Genomic DNA, 18,167 nt, shown 5'->3' with positions numbered 1-18,167 from the left:
CGCGCCGTGGCGGTGAGTGCGGGCGGACATTTGAAGCGAACGCACTTGGAGTTGGGCGGCAAGGCACCCGTGATCGTGTTCGACGACAGCGACATCGCCAGTGCCGCCGAGGGACTCGCGACGGCGGGATACTTCAACGCCGGCCAGGACTGCACCGCGGCAACCCGTGTGTTGGCCACCGCGAAGGTGGCCAACGATTTGACCGACGCGCTGGCTGAGCAGGCCCGCGATGCGGCGACGACGTATGGCAAGGCCGCCGATGACGAGGACGCATGGGTGCCGCCGGTGAACAACGTCAACCAGATGAACAGGGTGCTGTCGTTCTTCTCCGATGTGCCGTCGCACGCGAAGGTCGCTATCGGTGGACAACGCCAGGGCGACAAAGGTTTCTATGTCGAGCCGACGGTCATCGGCGGCCTGTTGCAGGATGACCGGCTGGTGCAGGAGGAGATTTTCGGCCCGGTGATCACGGTGCAGTCGTTCTCCGACGAGGACGAGGCGATCGCGTGGGCGAACGGCACGGAGTACGGGCTGGCGTCATCGGTGTGGACTCGCGACGTGTCGCGCGCGTTGCGGGTTTCGGCCGCACTGGACTTCGGCTGTGTGTGGATCAACACGCACATCCCGCTGGTCGCCGAGATGCCGCATGGCGGCTTCAAGTCGTCGGGCCACGGCAAGGATCTGTCGATGTACGGATTCGAGGACTACACCCGCATCAAGCACGTGATGGCGTATACGGGTTAGGTTTTCGCGATTTGTGGAGTCTTAGCCGCGCTGACCGCGGTTAACGCTCCACAAGTCGGTGACGAGGTGAGGCAACAGAATTCCCGGCCGCTGAATGTCGGTTCTATGCGGCCGGGAATCCTTGTCTCGGGTTAGCGGTGCGCGAGCCGGTGACCGCCGCTGCCGCTGCCGCTGCCTCGGAACATGTTGCGCCAGCTGCGATGCTGCTGCTCAGTGGCGGGCGCCGCAGGCTGCATCTCCGTCGTGGTGTCGGTCATTGCTGCCGGTTGCTGCTGCACGTCCGCAGCGACCGGACGTTCAGCCCACTTAATGTCCCGCGCGCTACGAACCGACAGCCGACCCAGCGCGAGAGCGCCGAGGAAGACGATCACCGCGCCAAGGCCGTAGAAGTACGTCAACTCCAACCACACCCGCTTGGTTTCGGTGGCGGCTACGGGAGCGCCCGGATTCCCGATCCCCAACGGCCCGGCCAACGCCCGCCCGATGACGAACCACGCGCCGGCAATCACAGTCAGCCAGCCGCCGAACATCGCGGTCGCGCGGTTGCGCGAGCTGAGTAGCAGCAGACCACCTAGCACAGTGGCGGCGCCGGGCAGCACCTCAAGCCACCCTCGGGCAGTGGTCCATGTCCACTCTTGATCGGGGGTGAATGCGAAGTCGAAATACGGTCCAACGAACGGGATGAGCGCTCCCCACACGCCCAAGAGAATCAACAGAAAACCGCTGGCTGCGCCACGGCTGCGTGGCATCTGCAGCCTGCCGCCACGGGTATTTGCACGCGTGTCAGTCATGATGCCTCCTAGGTCACCGGCGGAGTACCCACACTGACGTCCGCGTAACCTCCGGCCTCCCCTGATTAAGGTGGCGGCATGCGGCTCGACAGCGATGGCGCGCGCGAAGGCCTGGCCGATGCATGGGACAGGTGGGCGCGTCGCTGCGCCACACTCACGCCCGACGAGTGGTCCACGCCGACGCGCTGCAGCGGCTGGGACGTCTCCGCGCTAATCGCCCATGTGTGCCCGGATCCGGCGATGTTCGACAGGCTTAGCGGTGCGATCGCCGACGAACCTGCGGCGGTCGTCGATGCCGCGGATCTGTTGCGGCGCTTCAACGAACCGGATGGCATTGCCCACACCTCCGCCGACAGCCTCGCCGAGCAGGCCGTGGTCGGCGCCGAGGCACTCACCCCCGACACCGCTGCGGCCCGGTTCACCGAGTGTGCCCGTATTCTTCGCGCCACCCCGATGTCCGAGGAGACGGTGATCGCGTATCCGACCGTCGGCACCACGACGTTAGCGGTCATCGCCGAAACGGCGTTGATGGAGGCCACCGTTCACCTGCTCGATCTGGCCGACGCCGTCGGCGGTGTCGAGCCGTCGGCCGAAGCGCTGTCCGCAACGCGCGATCTGCTGATCGCAGTGCCCGATGCGACCACCGCTATCGAGGTCCTTGCGGGTCGACGGCCGGCAGAAGATGCGGTGCCCGCGATCCGTTAACCGACCACACTCACCGCGAGGAGCACGACCGCAATCAGCGGGAAGATCCCCTGCGTGATGGCCGCGCGGGCCTTGTCGGGCGACGACGCGAGCAGTACCGCCGCCGCGGCCAGCATTGACCCGGTGCCCGCGAAGATCAGGGCAAGCCCGATTCCGTCGCCGATCACGATTCCGGTCACGGTGATGATCGCCAGGAACAGGTTGTAGAAGCCCTGATTGAAGGCCAGCTCCTTGGTGGCCAGCGCTTCTTCTTCCGTGATACCGAAGGTGGCGCGGGTGCGCGGCGATGTCCAGGTGAGCGATTCCATCACCCAGATGTAGACATGCAAGAGGGCCGCGAGCCCCGCGAAAATCAAACCGGCCGTGACCATTACGCGTCCCCCTTATTCGAACAGGCCGACTTGACCCAAGCCGCTGACTCCGCTGGGCGGGCTCATCCCCAGATGCGTCCATGCCTGGGCGGTGGCGACGCGACCGCGCGGCGTGCGCGCGAGCATTCCGGCTCGCACCAGGAACGGTTCGCACACCTCCTCCACCGTGGTGGCTTCTTCCCCGACCGCGACGGCCAGCGTCGAGACTCCGACCGGGCCACCGCCGAAACTGCGGGTGAGCGCGGTCAATACGGCGCGGTCGAGACGGTCGAGCCCGAGTTCGTCGACGTCGTAGACCGCCAACGCGGACTTGGCGATGTCGCGGGTGATCACCCCGTCGGCGCGCACCTCGGCATAGTCGCGGACCCGGCGCAGCAGCCGGTTGGCGATGCGCGGCGTGCCACGAGAGCGGCGCGCGATCTCGGCACCGGCGTCGGTGCCCAGTTCGATTCCGAGGATGCCCGCCGAGCGTGTCAACACCCGTTCCAGCTCGGCCGGCTCATAGAAGTCCATGTGTGCTGTGAACCCGAACCGGTCGCGCAGCGGGCCGGTCAGCGCGCCGGACCGGGTGGTGGCGCCGACAAGCGTGAAGGGAGCGACCTCGAGCGGAATCGACGTCGCGCCAGGGCCTTTCCCGACGACGACGTCGACGCGGAAGTCCTCCATCGCCAGATACAGCATCTCTTCGGCGGGCCGGGCGATGCGGTGGATCTCGTCGATGAACAGCACATCGTGCTCGACGAGATTGGACAGCATCGCGGCCAGGTCGCCTGCGCGTTCCAACGCGGGGCCGGAGGTGACCCGCAGCGACGTGCCCAATTCGGCGGCGATGATCATCGCCAGCGACGTCTTGCCCAACCCCGGCGGGCCGGACAGCAGGATGTGATCCGGTGTGCCGCCGCGGTTTTTGGCGCCCTCGATGACCAGTTGCAGTTGTTCGCGTACCCGCGGCTGGCCGATGAACTCGCCAAGGGACCGCGGCCGCAGGCTGGCGTCGATGTCGCCCTCGCCGACGGTCAGCGCTGCGGAGACCTCCCGGTCGGAGGTGTCCTCGGGCTCGTCGTCGTCGAAACGGCTCATTTGTTGCCCAGCATGGACAGCGCCGCACGCAGCGCGGTCGATTGAGTCGCTTCTGGCTCGTTGGCGAGCACCTTGTCGGTGGCTTCTTCAGCCTGTTTGACCGCAAAGCCAAGCCCGACAAGGGCTTCCACAACAGGAGTGCGTACCGAGTGACCGTTCAACGCGACGGCGCCCGAAGAGGTCACCGGTCCGATCTTGTCGCGCAGTTCGAGCACCATTCTTTCGGCGCCGCGCTTGCCGATGCCAGGCACCCGAGTCAGTGCGGTGACGTCACCGTCGGCCAGGGCGCACCGCAGGGTCGGCGCGTCGTACACCGCCAGCGTGGCGAGGGCGATTTTCGGTCCGACGCCGGAGACGCCGAGCAGGGTCGAGAACAGATCACGCGCGTCGCCGTCGGGAAAGCCGTACAGCGTCATCGAGTCCTCGCGCACGATCATCGCGATGATCAGCCGAGCCTCGCTGCCCCGGCGCAGGGTGGCCAGCGTCGACGGGGTCGCCATCACCTTGTAGCCGACACCTGCGGCCTCGATGACGACGTGGTCGAGTGCGATGTCGAGAACCTCGCCGCGAACGGATGCGATCATCGTGCCGCCTTTGCCTTTGCCTTCAGCGTCGCCTTGTACTTTCGTTGTTGCTCGGCGGCCAGCGCCTCCGCCGCCGCCATCCGCGCGATCATCGGGGCACGCCAGCAGTGGCAGATCGCCAGTGCCAGCGCGTCGGCCGCGTCGGCGGGTGTTGGTTTCGTTTGCAGCGCAAGGATTCTGGTGACCATGGCGGTAACCTGCGCCTTGTCGGCATTACCGTTGCCGGTGACGGCGGCCTTGACCTCGCTGGGCGTGTGGAAGTGCACGTCGATATCTCGCTTGGCCGCGGCGAGCGCTACGACGCCGCCAGCCTGCGCGGTGCCCATCACCGTGGACACGTTCTGCTGGGAAAACACGCGCTCGATGGCGATCACGTCGGGCTTGTGAGTGTCCATCCAATACTCGACGGCATTGCTGATGGTGAGCAGCCTGCGGTGCAGCGGTTCACCGGCGGGCGTGCGGACCACGTCGACGTCCAGCGCGATGACCTGACGCCCCTTACCGCCCTCGATGACGGACAGGCCGCAACGCGTCAACCCGGGGTCGACTCCCATCACGCGCACGCCAGCCCTCCTGTGAACACCTGTTCGACTGTATCGCCGAGGGCCGACGGTTAACGGGAGGGACACGCCCCGCTAGATCGCGAAATGTCCGCTGCGGCCCCCGGACGACACCTCGATCGCGAGCTCGTTGATGCGTCGCTGCGACTTACGCCAGCCGCGCACCAGCTCCCGGCCCACCTGGTGGCCGTCGCGCTCGACGGTGATCACCCATCGCACACCGCAGAATTTGCCCAATAGCCAGAACGGCCACAACAGCGCGAACAGCACGCCGAGAATCACCTCGAACAAGCCGAACGTGAGATCGAGTGCATCGCCAGGAAACGGCCACCACCGGCGGCTCACTTGCCACACCGTGCCGTTCGGATCGCGCGTCAATGCCATGCAGCCATTTTGCTGGTCAACTCGACTCCGCGATACGGCGGGGCCAGGACCCGCCCCGCGGCGAGCAACGGGTCGGTGCTTCGCAGCGTTCGCGCGAGCACGAATGCGCCCTCCAGAGCGCCGATGAGCGAGAGTGTCAGCTCGCGCGCATGTGTCTCGTCGAGCCCGCGCGCATGGAAGTACGCGGCGCCGCCGTCGACCCAATTCGTGAACACGCCGGCAGAGGTTTCCCGCAGGTCCTCGACGGTGTCCGCGATTTCGGCGGCGATGCTGGCGACCGGGCACATGTTGGCGAAGCCGGTGCCGGCCATGTCCTCGGCGGCTTGTTTGAAAACTCCGTCGATGGCTTCGCCCAGATCCGAATACTCGTCGACGATGGTCGGGATGAGCAGGGCATACGCGTGGCCCGCGTTGATCAGTGCCTCACGCACGATCTGCACCTTGCCGCCGCGGAAGTGGTGGTAGAGCGACCCGATCGGGGCGCCTGACGCCTCCGCAATGTCCTTCATACCGACCGCGCCGTAGCCCTTGTGCCGCATTAGCTCGGCGGCGGCGGTCAGGATCGATTCCCTGGTGGACCTTGCCATTCTTGCCTCCTGCCGACAGACTAGAGCATACGTTCTAGAATCTTCGTTCTAATCGCCGAAGGGTCGCCGTGAAAACTGTCGAGGTCACCGCAGGAACCGTCGAATACCGCGAAGAGGGCGACCCCGCCGGTCCGCCTGTCGTGCTGCTGCACGGTCTGCTGATGAACGACGCCCAGTGGAACCTGACGCTGCCTCTGCTGCCGCCGCGGTTCCGATATCTGCTGCCAGTACTGCCGATGGGCGGGCACCGCATCCCGATGCGCGACGACGCGGACCTGACGATGCCCGGAATGGTCAACATCGTCGCCGATTTACTCGACGCGCTCGATCTGACCGACGTGACGCTGATCGTCAGTGACTGGGGCGGCGCGCTGTTCCTCACCGACATCGGCCGTGACAAACGTGTTGCGCGGCTGGTGATCTGCCCGTCCGAAGCATTCGACAACTTCCCGCCGGGCTTTCCCGGTAAGGTCGCGTGGCTGGCCAGCCGGAACACGACGACGGTCTCGCTGGCCATGCGCCAATTGAAGATCGGGTGGCTACGACGGCAGTGGCTGATGTTCGGCCAGATGGCCAAAAAGCCAGTGCCGCAAGACATTGTCGAGACGTGGTTCGCGGCCGGCCTGGCCGACAGGCGAATCCGGCGCGACCTCGTCAAGTACTGCCGCACGAAATTCGTTGGGCCCGAACTCGTCCGGGCCACGAACCGGTTGGCGGATTTCGACGGCCCGGCACTGGTGCTATGGAGCCGCAACCCAGTGATGCCGGCCGACCACGGCGACCGGCTGGCCGCGCTGCTTCCCAACGGTCAACTGCGCCACGTCGACGACGCGTACGTCTTGGTCATGATCGACCAGCCTGAGCAGACCGCCAGGGCGATCGGCGAGTTCCTGACCGATTAGTCCTCGTCGAGTAGGGCGGCGACGTCGTCGGGAATGTCGATATTCGTGTAGACGTCTTGCACGTCGTCGCTGTCTTCCAGCGCGTCGATCAGCTTGAGCACCTTGCGCGCGCCGTCGAGGTCGACGGGCACGGTCACCGATGGCTGGAAGCTGGCCTCGGCCGACTCATAGTCGATACCCGCGTCCTGCAGAGCGGTGCGCACCGCAACCAAATCGGTAGGCTCACAGATGATTTCGAAGGAGTCGCCGAGGTCGTCGACGTCTTCGGCGCCCGCTTCGAGCACGGCGGTGAGCACGTCGTCCTCGGTCAGGCCGTTCTTCTCCAGCGTGACGACACCCTTGCGGGAGAACAGGTACGACACCGAACCCGGGTCGGCCATGTTGCCGCCGTTGCGGGTCATCGCGACCCGCACCTCACCGGCGGCGCGGTTGCGGTTATCGGTCAGACATTCGATCAGCACCGCGACGCCATTGGGGCCGTAGCCCTCGTAGGTGATGTTCTGCCAATCGGCGCCGCCGGCTTCCTCGCCGCTGCCCCGCTTGCGGGCGCGCTCGATGTTGTCGTTGGGCACCGACGACTTCTTGGCCTTCTGGATGGCGTCATAGAGCGTCGGATTGCCGGCGGGGTCGCCACCGCCGACGCGCGCGGCAACCTCGACGTTCTTGATCAGCTTGGCGAACATCTTGCCGCGACGTGCGTCGATGACGGCCTTCTTGTGCTTGGTGGTGGCCCACTTGGAATGGCCGCTCATGCAGGTACAACTCGCTTTCTTCTCACGCAAAGTCCGATTAACGAGTCTACGTGGACGTTTATGTCCTACCGAACGGCGTCGGGTCGCGTGAGCGCGACGACCCGATAGTCGACGCCGGCCGGCCACCCGATATGGGCCTGAACATGCACCTGAATCCAGGTGGGCGCGCCGGACGGATCGTCGGTGAACACTGCGGCGGAGTTGATAATCGCTCCCGTGTCACCCGCGGCACGTAACACCACCGAGGCGCTCAGCGCCGCATCGTCGAGTGCGTCGCGTGAGTACGGCAGGCTGTCCGGGATGAAGAACGATGCTTCAAACGTCGCATGCCGGATCCCGCGCGGCGCCTGCGGCGAGCGGTGCAGCGCCAGGCCGGACACGAACGGCTTACCGTCGAACCAGGCCGTGCCGACATATTCGGTGCGTCGCGCTTCGCCACCTGCTGGCAGTCGCACGAGCGTGTCGATGCGCGGTTGCGGTTCCAGTTCGATCATGGTCATCGGAATTCGCCTTCCATGCAGTGCCGCAGGTCCCGATGTTAGGTCGGACACAGCCCTTTCGCAGCGAACTTACTCCAGAGTAAGGTAACGACCCATGTCGTTCTCACTCGAGCTCTCCCCCGACCTCATCCACATCCGGGACTGGGTGCATGAGTTCGCCGCCGATGTCATCCGGCCCGCCGCGGCCGAGTGGGACGAACGCGAGGAAACCCCGTGGCCGATCATTCAGGAAGCCGCAAAGGTCGGCCTGTACTCCATCGAACTGTTCGCCGAACAGGCCGCTGAGCCTTCGGGTTTGGGGCTGCTCGTCGTGTTCGAGGAGATGTTCTGGGGCGACGCGGGAATCGCGCTGTCGATCCTGGGCACCGGCCTGGCCGCGGCGTCGCTGGCCGCCAACGGCACGCCCGAACAGCTGGGCGAATGGCTGCCGCAGATGTTCGGCACGGTCGACGATCCGAAAGTGGCGTCCTTCTGCTCATCGGAACCGGGCGCGGGATCAGACGTCGGCGCCATTCTCACCAGGGCGCAATACGACGAAGCCACCGACGAGTGGCTACTCAACGGCACGAAGACGTGGGCCACCAACGGCGGCATCTCCGACGTGCACATCGTGGTGGCCTCCGTATATCCCGATCTGGGCACCCGCGGGCAGGCCACGTTCATCATCCCGCCGAATACACCAGGCTTTCGGCAGGGCCAGAAGTTCCTCAAGCACGGCATCCGCGCGTCGCACACCGCCGAAGTGGTGCTCGAGGACGTCCGCATTCCCGGCCGGTTGATCGTCGGCGGCAAAGAGAAGTTCGACGAACGCATTGCCCGCGTACGCGAGGGCAAGCGCGCCGCCGGTCAGGCCGCGATGGCGACATTCGAACGGACCCGGCCCACCGTCGGCGCGATGGCCGTCGGCGTCGCCAGGGCAGCATACGAATATGCCCTCGAGTACGCGTGCCAGCGCGAGCAGTTCGGCCGCAAGATCGGCGAATTCCAGGCCATCGCATTCAAATTGGCGGATATGAAAGCACGTGTCGACGCCGCCCGCCTACTGGTCTGGCGCGCCGGCTGGATGGCCCGCAACGGCAAGCCCTTCGAGGCTGCGGAGGGCTCGATGGCCAAACTGGTCGCGAGCGAAACGGCTGTGCACGTAACCGATGAGGCGATACAGATCCTCGGCGGCAACGGCTACACGCGGGAGTATCCGGTCGAGCGCATGCGTCGAGACGCCAAGATCTTCACCATCTTTGAGGGCACCAGCGAGATCCAACGCCTTGTCATCGGCCGCGCGGTCACGGGCCTACCGATTCGCTAATTGCGATTTGTGGAGCGTCAGCGGCGCCCACCGCCGGTGCGGCGCCACAAGTCGCTAGAGCAGGTCGACGAATAGCTTGTGGATGCGGCGATCGCCCGTCATCTCCGGATGAAAAGCCGTCGCCAGCATTTGGCCCTGCCGCACGGCGACGATATGGTCCGCAGCCCGGCCCAGCACCTCCACGTCGGGGCCGACGCGCTCCACCCACGGCGCCCGGATGAACACCGCGTGCACCGGGCCGTCCAGTCCGGTAAACGCGATGTCGCCCTCGAACGAGTCGACTTGACGGCCAAAGGCGTTGCGCCGCACCGTCATATCGATGCCCTTCAGCGGCGTGGCCTCGCGTCCTTCGGCGCCGGCGTCGAGGATTTCGGTGGCCAGCAGAATCATTCCGGCGCACGACCCGTAGGCAGGCATGCCCTCGGCCAATCGCGCACGCAGCGGTTCGAGCAATTCGAATTCGCGTAGCAGGTGGCTCATCGTGGTCGACTCCCCACCGGGGATGACCAGCGCGTCGACGGAATCGAGCTCACCGACGCGACGCACAGTCATCGCGTCGGCTCCCGCTTCACGCAGCGCCGCCAGATGCTCGCGGGTATCGCCCTGCAGCGCGAGCACGCCAACGCGGGGCGTGCTCACTCGCGTGCCGGTACGAAGTCGCGCTTGTAGCGGGTCAACCCCTCCTGCATGACCGCCGCCACCATCTCGCCGTACCGGTTGAAGATCTTGCCTTGAGTCAGCGAGCGCCCACCTGACGCCGACGGCGAGGACTGGTCGTAGAGCAGCCACTCGTCGGCGCGGAACGGCCGCATGAACCACATCGCGTGGTCCAGCGACGCGATCTGCAGGTGCTTGCGTTCCTCCTCGTGGTGCACCTGCGCCGAGCCCAGCAGCGTGAGATCACTCATGTAGGCCAGCGCGCAGATGTGCAGCACCGGGTCGTCGGGCAGCGGATCGCGGTGCCGGAACCACACCCGCTGCTGGGACGCCTTGCCCGGCGTGCGCTCCAGCTGTTCGCCTGGGACGACGCAGACATCCCATTCGTCGAACTGGCGGAAGCCGGCGTCATCGAACGCCTTGATCGACTTCAGCCCTGGCAGGTCGTCGGGCGGCGGCGCCTGCGGCATCGAATCCTGGTGCTCGATGCCGCTTTGGTCGGTCTGAAACGACGCCGACATGGAGAAGATGGTTTCGCCGTGCTGAATCGCGTTGACCCGACGGGTGGCGAATGATCCGCCGTCGCGGAGGCGTTCGACGATAAAAACCGTGGGCGCCTTGGCATCTCCTGGTCGCAGAAAATACCCGTGCAGGGAATGCACCTGGTAACGCGGATCAACCGTCCGCACCGCCGACACCAGTGACTGGCCTGCGACATGGCCACCGAAAGTCCGTTGCCAATCACTTGATTCGGCGCTGAACAGACTGCCACGGTAGATGTTGACCTCGAGTTGCTCGAGATCAAGGATCTCTTCAATCGCCATTATTTCGGTTCTTCGCGCAAGCGGCTCATCACAGCAAAGTGTTTACCAGCCGCGTTCGGCGAGCCGATGCGGGGCCGCGATGTCCTCCACGTTGATGCCGACCATGGCCTCCCCCAGCCCGCGCGACACCTTGGCCAGCACGTCGGGGTCGTCGTAGAAAGTGGTGGCCTTGACGATCGCGGCTGCACGCTGCGCGGGATCGCCCGACTTGAAGATGCCCGAGCCGACGAACACGCCCTCGGCGCCCAGCTGCATCATCATCGCCGCATCGGCCGGGGTGGCGATGCCGCCCGCGGTGAACAGCGTCACCGGTAGCTTGCCTGCCCGCGCCACCTCGGCGACCAGGTCGTAGGGCGCCTGCAATTCCTTTGCCGCGACGAACAATTCGTCTTCGGACAGCGAAGTCAGCCGGCGGATCTCGCCGCCGATCACGCGCATGTGCGTGGTCGCGTTGGACACGTCACCGGTGCCGGCCTCGCCCTTGGAGCGGATCATCGCCGCACCCTCGGTGATGCGCCGCAGCGCCTCGCCCAGATTCGTCGCACCGCACACGAACGGCACGGTGAACTTCCACTTGTCGATGTGGTGGGTGTAGTCGGCGGGAGTGAGCACCTCGGACTCGTCGACGTAGTCGACCCCGAGCGCCTGCAAAATCTGCGCCTCGACGAAGTGCCCGATGCGCGCCTTGGCCATCACCGGGATGGTGACCGCGTTGATGATGCCCTCGATCAGGTCCGGGTCGCTCATCCGCGCGACGCCGCCCTGTGAGCGGATATCGGCGGGCACCCGCTCCAAAGCCATGACGGCCACGGCGCCGGCGGCCTCGGCGATGCGGGCCTGCTCGGGCGTGACGACGTCCATGATCACGCCGCCCTTGAGCATCTCGGCCATGCCGCGCTTGACGCGGGCGGTACCGGTCTGACTGCTCGTGACCGACCCGTTTGTTCCAGGTGCGGATTCCACTGCTATCTCCTCCAAATCGCTACTGATCCAGTCTAGAGGTGGCGGCAAATCTGTTAAATCCGCAGCCTCAGCGGATCGATTGCAGTTGCCGCTGTGGTGCACCGCCGCGCGCGTCGGCCAGTGCGTTCGCTTCGTTCAGCAGCTCACCCAGCTGCAGGGGGTACACCGTTTCGCCCTTGGCGACCAGATCGTCGATCATTGTCGCATCGCACCAGCGGTGGCCATGGATGTAGGCCCGCTCGAGGCCCGTGCGGCCGGCCGCCGACGGCTCGAACCGCTGAGTGCGGTGGACGAAGAACATCTCCTCGCTGCGGATCACCGAGCCGTTGAAGTCGATGACCGCGTCACGCCGCCACACCGGGCCGATCATGTCGGCCGGGTCGACCCGCAAGCCCGTTTCCTCCTCCAGCTCGCGCGCCGCGGCCTCCGGCAGCGACTCGCCCTGCTGCACCGCGCCGCCGACCGTGAACCACCAGCGCGGTGCTGGGTCTGCTGAGCCGTCCGGTAAAGCCGGGTCGGAACCGCAGAACAGCAATACCGAACCGGAGTCGTCGAGCAGCACGATGCGCGCCGAGATGCGGCGGCTCACCAATCCGACCGGCGAAGCTTCGCCGCGCTCGGCGATCTCGAAATACGTTGGCAGCGCCGCAGTTCCGCCCAGGCGCAGCAGTCGCACCGCAGGGCGTTCGCGCAGCGCCAGCGTGTCACGGACAGCGTCGTTGTGGAAGCGGCGGGCCAGCAGCACCCTCGCCTCGGCGTCGGCCAGCTCGGCGACTAGGGCGACCGGCAGTGAGGCCGGGTCGACACGCGCCAGCGCCGCCGACAGCTCGTTTTCGGCGGATTCCCGCCCCGCCCTCGGCGCGCGTTCGGCGGTGTCGGCCAACGCGGCCAACCGCCTACCCTCCGGGCCCCCGCCGTAGGCGTCGACGGCGACCGCGCGGGCCACCACCGCGCGCCGGCCAAGCGCCCCGTCAAGCGCCTGCCAGGACAGGTCGTAGCGGACATGCAGCCGGTCCAGCCGGTTCGCGGTCTGGAACGCCCACGCGCCGACGATAGAGATCACCGCGACGAGGACCACCAGCGTGATCACGACAACCCAGGTGATCAACTGGCCACCTGCACTTTCGCGCCAGCACCCGCGACCGTCTCGTAGACCCGCATGATCTGGCGCTCCACCACCGACCAGTCGTAGCGGCGCACCGCATCGGCGGCGGCCTCGACGTACTGCGCGCGGGCATCGTCGTGCTCCAGCATCTCGATCAGCCCGGCCGCCAGCGCCGCCGCGTCGTCGACGGGTACCAGCCGGCCGGCCTTGCCGTCGAGCAGCACCCGCCGGAAGGCGTCGAGGTCACTGGCCACCACCGGGGTGCCGGCCGCCATCGCCTCGACGAGCACAATGCCGAAACTCTCGCCACCCAGGTGAGGTGCGCAGTACACGTCCGCGCTGCGCATGGCCGAGGCTTTCTGCGCGTCGTCGACCTGACCGAGGAAGCGCAGATGCGCGGCCAGCTTGCCGGCATCCTCGCGCAGTTCGTCCTCGTCGCCGCGGCCGACGATCAGGATCTCGATCTCACCGAATCGCTTCACCAGCGCCGGCAGGGCACCGAGCAGCACGGCCATGCCCTTGCGTGGTTCGTCGTAGCGGCCGAGGAAAAGCACCGACTTCCCCGGCCGTGGATACCCCGCCAGCCTGGGCGCCGACGCGAACGACGCGACGTCTACTCCGTTGGGGATCTCGACGGCGTCGCTGCCAAGCGCCTCCATCTGCCAGCGCCGCGCCAGGTCTGACACCGCGATACGGCCCACGATCTTCTCGTGCATGGGCCGCAGAAACGGTTCAAACACGCTGAGCGTCAACGACTTTGTGGTCGACGTGTGAAACGTCGCAACGATAGGACCCTCGGCGATGTTCAGCGCCAGCATCGACAGACTCGGCGCGTTGGGCTCGTGCAGGTGAAGCACGTCGAACTCGCCTTCAGACAGCCACCTTTTGACCTTGCGGTGCGTGGCAGGCCCGAATCGCAAACGGGCCACCGAGCCGTTGTACGGAATCGGCACCGCCTTACCGCCGGACACGACATAGTCCGGCAGGTCGACGTGCGGTGAGCTGGGCGCCAGGACGCTGACATCGTGGCCGCGGCCGTGCATGACCTCGGCGAGCTGCAACACGTGCGATTGCACGCCGCCGGGCACGTCGAACGAATACGGGCAGACCATGCCGATGCGCATCAGCTCGGCTCCAACCTGGCGCGTCGCTCCTCGGAGAGGTCGGCCAGCCATTGCGGCTGCATCATGTGCCAATCGGCGGGGTGGGCGGCAATGCCCTTGGCGAACCGGTCGGCCAGTGCTTGGGTGATGGCGCCGACGTCCCCGGAGCTGGTGTCCAGTTCGTCCAGGATTTCAACGACGCAATCGTCCCCGTCGTAGTGGACATGCGCCGGATGCAACGGGGCGCCGGTCTCGATGGCCAATCTCGCCGGTCCGGCGGGCATACGGGTGGGTTCCCCGAAAAAGTCGACCTCTACCCCGGACTTGGTGAGGTCACGGTCGGCCATCAGGCATACGAACTTGTTTGCACGCAACCGCTCGGCTAACACCTCGAACGGCGGGCGTTCACCGCCCGACAGGGGGAACACCTCGAACCCCAGGCTCTCGCGGTATTCGACGAATCGCCGGTACAACGACTCGGGCTTCAACCGCTCCGCGACAGTGGCAAAGGTGCCGTGCGTGTTCACGAGCCACACCCCCGCCATATCCCAGTTTCCGCTGTGCGGCAGGGCCAGCACGCCGCCGCGCCCGTTGTCCACGTCCGCCGCAAGCCGCTCCGCGCCGATGAACACCTCGTCGAGGCGGCGCGCGACCTCGGTCAGGTCCATCGACGGCAACCGGAATGCTTCGCGCCAATATCGCGCGTAGGAGGCAAGCGAAGCACGCATCAGCTCGTCTGGCACGCGGTCGGGCTCGACGCCGATTACCCGGGCCAGGTTCTTGCGCAGCTGTTTGGGTCCGCCGCCACGCGCGGCGTACTGTGCACCGGCGTCAAAAGCGTTGCGCGCCACAAACTCCGGCATCGCGCGGACCAGTCGCCAGCCTGCGGCATAGCCCCAGTCGCTGAGATGGCCCCCCAGCGAGAAGCGGCTAGGTCCCGCGGGGGTGGTGGTCACGGTCCGCTCGTCTCGGGTTTCTCGCCGCCGGAATTGTTGTCGGCGCCAGAGCTTTGCAGCGGCTCCATCGCGCCCGGCGACGTCCGCACCGTGTGCACCCGCTGGCCGAGCGTGATCAGGCTGGCCACCGCGAGTAACCACATCGCGCCATGCAGCAGCCACGGCACCCCGAAGAGGCCAGACAGTCCGGCACCGGACAGCACGATCATGAGGCGCTCCGGTCGCTCGATGAGACCACCGCCACCGGACAGTCCGCTGGCCTCGGCGCGCGCCTTGATGTAGGAGATGACCTGAGACGTGACCAAGCAGATCGCCGTGGCAACCACCAGCGTGGCGCTTTCGAGCCCGAATGCCGCCCACCACAGCAGCCCGCAGAACACCGCGCCGTCGCCGATCCGGTCGCACGTCGCGTCCAGCACCGCCCCGAACCGGGTGCCGCCGCCCCGTTCCCGCGCCATCGCCCCGTCGAGCATGTCGGCCAGCACGAAGAACGAAACGGCGACCGCTCCCCACCACAACTGCCCGATCGGGAACAGCGTCAGCGCGGCGACAACCGAACCGGCGGTGCCGAGAATCGTGATGCTGTCGGGCGTAAAGCCCGCCCGCAGCGCAGCTTTGGCGACCGGCCGGGACAGCTTGGCGTAGGCCGCGCGGGTCATCAGGTAGAAATTGCTCACTGCTGCTTCGCCCACTCGGTCGCCAGCAGTTGACGGGTCTCACGCAGCAACTGCGGGATGATCTTCGCGCCGCCGATGATCGTGATGTAGTTGGCGTCGCCGATCCAGCGCGGCACCACATGCATGTGCAGGTGTTCGGCCAGCGAGCCGCCGGACACCTTGCCAAGGTTGAGCCCGACGTTGAAACCCATCGGATTCGAGACGCTCTTGATGACGCGAATTGCCTTCTGGGTGAACGCCATCAGCTCTGCGCTCTCGGCCTCGGTGAGGTCTTCGAGTTCGGACACCCGCCGGTACGGCACCACCATAAGGTGGCCAGGGTTGTACGGGTACAGATTCAGCACGACGTAGACCAATTCCCCGCGGGCCACGACAAGGCCGTCCTCGTCGGGCAGCGTGGGGATGTCGGTGAACGGACGTGACGGCTCCGAATTCTCGCGCCGCAGCGGGGCTTCGGCGATGTAGTCCATCCGGTGCGGCGTCCACAGCCGCTGCAAATGGTCGGGCTCACCGACGCCGTGGTCGACGATCGAGCGGTCGTCCTTGTCCGTCACTTCGGTGTGCCCACCTTGAGCAATTCGGCTGTGGGGGCTGCGTTTTCGCGGCGGGCGACCCAATCGACAATGGCGTTGATCGCGTCCTCCCGCGGCACACCGTTGACCTGGCTGCGGTCGCCGAAGCGGAAGCTGACGGCGCCGGCCTCGACGTCGCGGTCGCCTGCCAGCAGCATGAACGGCACCTTCTGGTTGGTGTGGTTGACGATCTTCTTGGCCATCCGGTCGTCGCTGACGTCCACGTCGGCCCGGATGCCGTGCATCTTCAGTTGCGTGGCAAGGCCGTTGAGGTACGGGATGTGGTCGTCGGCGACAGGGATGCCGACCACCTGCACCGGTGCCAGCCACGCCGGGAACGCGCCCGCGTAGTGCTCGGTGAGGATGCCGAAGAACCGCTCGATCGATCCGAACAGCGCGCGGTGGATCATCACCGGCCGCTCTCGGCTGCCGTCGGCGGCGGTGTACTCCAGCTCGAAGCGCTCCGGGAAGTTGAAGTCCAGCTGAATGGTCGACATCTGCCAGCTACGGCCCAGCGCATCGCGTGCCTGCACAGAGATCTTCGGGCCGTAGAACGCCGCTCCGCCCGGATCGGGCACCAACTCCAGACCCGACTCGGCTGCCACCTCGGCCAGCGTGTTCGTCGCCTCTTCCCAGATTTCGTCGGAGCCGACGAACTTGTCGGGGTCCTTGGTGGACAGCTCCAGGTAGAAGTCCTCCAGCCCGTAATCGCCGAGTAGGTCGAGCACGAAGCGCAGCAGCGAGGAGAGCTCCTCCCGCATCTGTTCGCGGGTGGTGTAGATGTGCGAATCGTCCATCGTGAAGCCGCGAGCGCGCGTCAGCCCGTGCACGACGCCCGACTTCTCGTAGCGGTACACCGTGCCGAACTCGAAGAGCCGCAACGGGAGTTCGCGATACGACCGCCCGCGGGACCGGAAGATCAGGCAGTGCATAGGGCAGTTCATCGGCTTGAGGTAGTAGTCCTGCCCGGGTTTGCGCACCGTGCCGTCCTCATTGAGTTCGGCATCGACGTGCATCGGCGGGAACATGCCGTCGGCATACCAATCCAAGTGTCCCGAGGTGTGGAACAGCTGCGCCTTGGTGAGGTGCGGTGTGTTGACGAACTCGTAGCCGGCCTCGATGTGTTTGCGGCGCGAGTACTCCTCGAGCTCACGGCGGATGATGCCGCCCTTGGGGTGGAAAACCACCAAGCCCGAACCGATTTCGTCGGGAAAGCTGAACAGGTCCAGCTCGGCGCCGAGCTTGCGGTGATCGCGTCGTTGCGCCTCCTCGATCAGCTCGAGGTGCTTGTCGAGCGCCTCCTGTGACTCCCACGCGGTGCCGTAGATGCGCTGCAGGCTGGCGTTGTCCTGATTGCCGCGCCAATACGCGGCCGAACTGCGGGTGAGCTTGAACGCCGGAATGTATTTCGTGGTCGGGATGTGCGGGCCCCGGCACAGATCTCCCCATTCCCGCTCGCGGGTACGGGGATTGAGGTTGTCGTAGGCGGTGAGCTCGTCGCCGCCGACCTCCATCACTTCTGGGTCGCCGGACTTGTCGTCGACGAGTTCGAGCTTGTACGGCTCGTTGGCGAGTTCTTCGCGCGCTTGGTCTTTGGATTCGTAGACCCGCCGCGAGAACAGCTGTCCTTCCTTGACGATCTGGCGCATGCGCTTCTCCAGCGCCTCCAGATCCTCTGGCGTGAACGCGCGCGGCACGTCGAAGTCGTAATAGAAGCCGTCGGTGATGGGCGGGCCGATGCCGAGCTTGGCTTCGGGGAACATGTCCTGCACGGCTTGGGCCAGCACGTGCGCGGCCGAGTGCCTGATGACGCTGCGGCCGTCTTCCGTGTCGGCGGCGACCGGCATCACCTCGACGTCGGCGTCGGGCACCCAACTCAGGTCGCGCAGGCGCCCGTCGGCATCGCGGACGACGACGATCGCGTCCGCACCACCTCGGCCCGGCAGGCCGGCGTCGCGAACCGCGGCCCCCGCGGTGGTCCCGGCAGCGACCCGGATCGGGGCTGCTGGGGCGGTTTTTGCGGGGGCGCTCATCGGTGTCTCTC

Annotated in this window: 22 protein-coding genes; 4 read left to right on the top strand and 18 right to left on the bottom strand. The window is 66.3% G+C overall.

What is annotated here, in order from left to right:
- A partial coding sequence (locus tag VFH65_RS06185; RefSeq protein ID WP_353320273.1) for an aldehyde dehydrogenase family protein occupies window positions 1-744 on the top strand: 744 nt, incomplete at its 5' end.
- 131 nt (window positions 745-875) lie between these two features.
- Here the strand turns inward: VFH65_RS06185 and VFH65_RS06180 are convergent.
- On the bottom strand, window positions 876-1,535 hold the full coding sequence (locus VFH65_RS06180; protein ID WP_353320272.1) for a hypothetical protein: 660 nt from the start codon (window positions 1,533-1,535) through the stop codon (window positions 876-878).
- 78 nt (window positions 1,536-1,613) lie between these two features.
- Between VFH65_RS06180 and VFH65_RS06175 the strand changes: the two genes are divergently transcribed.
- Entirely contained in the window at window positions 1,614-2,240 is a 627-nt protein-coding gene (locus tag VFH65_RS06175) for a maleylpyruvate isomerase N-terminal domain-containing protein (RefSeq protein ID WP_353320271.1), read from the top strand.
- Here the strand turns inward: VFH65_RS06175 and VFH65_RS06170 are convergent.
- The 6 genes from VFH65_RS06170 to VFH65_RS06145 form a co-directional block, all read right to left on the bottom strand.
- Entirely contained in the window at window positions 2,237-2,611 is a 375-nt protein-coding gene (locus tag VFH65_RS06170; RefSeq protein WP_353320270.1) for a DUF1304 domain-containing protein, read from the bottom strand. The two genes, VFH65_RS06175 and VFH65_RS06170, sit on opposite strands and share 4 nt — an antisense overlap.
- Window positions 2,612-2,623: 12 nt before the next feature.
- A complete protein-coding gene (gene ruvB, locus VFH65_RS06165; protein ID WP_353320269.1) occupies window positions 2,624-3,691 on the bottom strand; it encodes a Holliday junction branch migration DNA helicase RuvB in 1,068 nt (355 codons plus the stop codon).
- Window positions 3,688-4,275 carry a Holliday junction branch migration protein RuvA gene (gene ruvA / locus VFH65_RS06160; RefSeq protein ID WP_353320268.1) on the bottom strand — a complete coding sequence of 196 codons (588 nt, stop codon included), beginning with the start codon at window positions 4,273-4,275 and terminating at the stop codon, window positions 3,688-3,690. Before ruvA ends, ruvB begins: the two co-directional genes overlap by 4 nt.
- On the bottom strand, window positions 4,272-4,838 hold the full coding sequence (ruvC, locus tag VFH65_RS06155) for a crossover junction endodeoxyribonuclease RuvC (protein WP_353320267.1): 567 nt from the start codon (window positions 4,836-4,838) through the stop codon (window positions 4,272-4,274). Before ruvC ends, ruvA begins: the two co-directional genes overlap by 4 nt.
- Window positions 4,839-4,910: 72 nt before the next feature.
- A complete protein-coding gene (locus VFH65_RS06150; protein WP_353320266.1) occupies window positions 4,911-5,219 on the bottom strand; it encodes a hypothetical protein in 309 nt (102 codons plus the stop codon).
- Entirely contained in the window at window positions 5,210-5,806 is a 597-nt protein-coding gene (locus tag VFH65_RS06145; protein WP_353320265.1) for a TetR/AcrR family transcriptional regulator, read from the bottom strand. The genes VFH65_RS06150 and VFH65_RS06145 overlap by 10 nt, the downstream gene beginning before the upstream one ends.
- A gap of 68 nt (window positions 5,807-5,874) precedes the next feature.
- On the opposite strand from VFH65_RS06145, the gene VFH65_RS06140 reads away from it, so the two are divergent.
- Window positions 5,875-6,708 (top strand): alpha/beta fold hydrolase, encoded by an 834-nt coding sequence (locus tag VFH65_RS06140; protein ID WP_353320264.1) that lies wholly within the window; start codon window positions 5,875-5,877, stop codon window positions 6,706-6,708.
- Here VFH65_RS06140 and VFH65_RS06135 read toward each other — a convergent pair.
- A complete protein-coding gene (locus VFH65_RS06135; RefSeq protein WP_353320263.1) occupies window positions 6,705-7,460 on the bottom strand; it encodes a YebC/PmpR family DNA-binding transcriptional regulator in 756 nt (251 codons plus the stop codon). The genes VFH65_RS06140 and VFH65_RS06135 overlap by 4 nt on opposite strands.
- 65 nt (window positions 7,461-7,525) lie before the next feature.
- Complete coding sequence (locus VFH65_RS06130; RefSeq protein ID WP_353320262.1) at window positions 7,526-7,960, bottom strand: hypothetical protein; 435 nt, start codon at window positions 7,958-7,960, stop codon at window positions 7,526-7,528.
- A gap of 94 nt (window positions 7,961-8,054) precedes the next feature.
- On the opposite strand from VFH65_RS06130, the gene VFH65_RS06125 reads away from it, so the two are divergent.
- Complete coding sequence (locus tag VFH65_RS06125) at window positions 8,055-9,266, top strand: acyl-CoA dehydrogenase family protein (protein WP_353320261.1); 1,212 nt, start codon at window positions 8,055-8,057, stop codon at window positions 9,264-9,266.
- A gap of 54 nt (window positions 9,267-9,320) precedes the next feature.
- Here VFH65_RS06125 and pdxT read toward each other — a convergent pair whose 3' ends face one another.
- The 9 genes from pdxT to thrS form a co-directional block, all read right to left on the bottom strand.
- Window positions 9,321-9,905, bottom strand: coding sequence for a pyridoxal 5'-phosphate synthase glutaminase subunit PdxT (pdxT, locus tag VFH65_RS06120; protein WP_353320260.1), 585 nt, complete (start codon window positions 9,903-9,905; stop codon window positions 9,321-9,323).
- Window positions 9,902-10,747 (bottom strand): acyl-CoA thioesterase II, encoded by an 846-nt coding sequence (gene tesB / locus VFH65_RS06115; RefSeq protein WP_353320259.1) that lies wholly within the window; start codon window positions 10,745-10,747, stop codon window positions 9,902-9,904. The genes pdxT and tesB overlap by 4 nt, the downstream gene beginning before the upstream one ends.
- Before the next feature lie 42 nt (window positions 10,748-10,789).
- Entirely contained in the window at window positions 10,790-11,710 is a 921-nt protein-coding gene (pdxS, locus tag VFH65_RS06110; protein WP_353320258.1) for a pyridoxal 5'-phosphate synthase lyase subunit PdxS, read from the bottom strand.
- Window positions 11,711-11,777: 67 nt separating this feature from the next.
- Window positions 11,778-12,818 (bottom strand): NUDIX hydrolase, encoded by a 1,041-nt coding sequence (locus VFH65_RS06105; protein ID WP_353320257.1) that lies wholly within the window; start codon window positions 12,816-12,818, stop codon window positions 11,778-11,780.
- Window positions 12,815-13,939, bottom strand: coding sequence for a glycosyltransferase family 4 protein (locus VFH65_RS06100; protein WP_353320256.1), 1,125 nt, complete (start codon window positions 13,937-13,939; stop codon window positions 12,815-12,817). Before VFH65_RS06100 ends, VFH65_RS06105 begins: the two co-directional genes overlap by 4 nt.
- Window positions 13,939-14,874, bottom strand: coding sequence for a phosphatidylinositol mannoside acyltransferase (locus VFH65_RS06095; RefSeq protein WP_353320255.1), 936 nt, complete (start codon window positions 14,872-14,874; stop codon window positions 13,939-13,941). Before VFH65_RS06095 ends, VFH65_RS06100 begins: the two co-directional genes overlap by 1 nt.
- Window positions 14,871-15,551 (bottom strand): phosphatidylinositol phosphate synthase, encoded by a 681-nt coding sequence (gene pgsA / locus VFH65_RS06090; RefSeq protein WP_353320254.1) that lies wholly within the window; start codon window positions 15,549-15,551, stop codon window positions 14,871-14,873. The genes VFH65_RS06095 and pgsA overlap by 4 nt, the downstream gene beginning before the upstream one ends.
- Window positions 15,548-16,105 (bottom strand): HIT family protein, encoded by a 558-nt coding sequence (locus VFH65_RS06085; RefSeq protein WP_353320253.1) that lies wholly within the window; start codon window positions 16,103-16,105, stop codon window positions 15,548-15,550. Before VFH65_RS06085 ends, pgsA begins: the two co-directional genes overlap by 4 nt.
- On the bottom strand, window positions 16,102-18,156 hold the full coding sequence (gene thrS / locus VFH65_RS06080) for a threonine--tRNA ligase (protein WP_353320252.1): 2,055 nt from the start codon (window positions 18,154-18,156) through the stop codon (window positions 16,102-16,104). The genes VFH65_RS06085 and thrS overlap by 4 nt, the downstream gene beginning before the upstream one ends.
- Window positions 18,157-18,167: the final 11 nt, after the last annotated feature.

The sequence above is a fragment of the Mycobacterium sp. genome (assembly GCF_035697385.1).
GTDB lineage: Bacteria > Actinomycetota > Actinomycetes > Mycobacteriales > Mycobacteriaceae > Mycobacterium.
The sequence above is the reverse complement of the archived record's forward strand: the minus strand, read 5'-3'. Positions and strand labels throughout refer to the sequence as shown.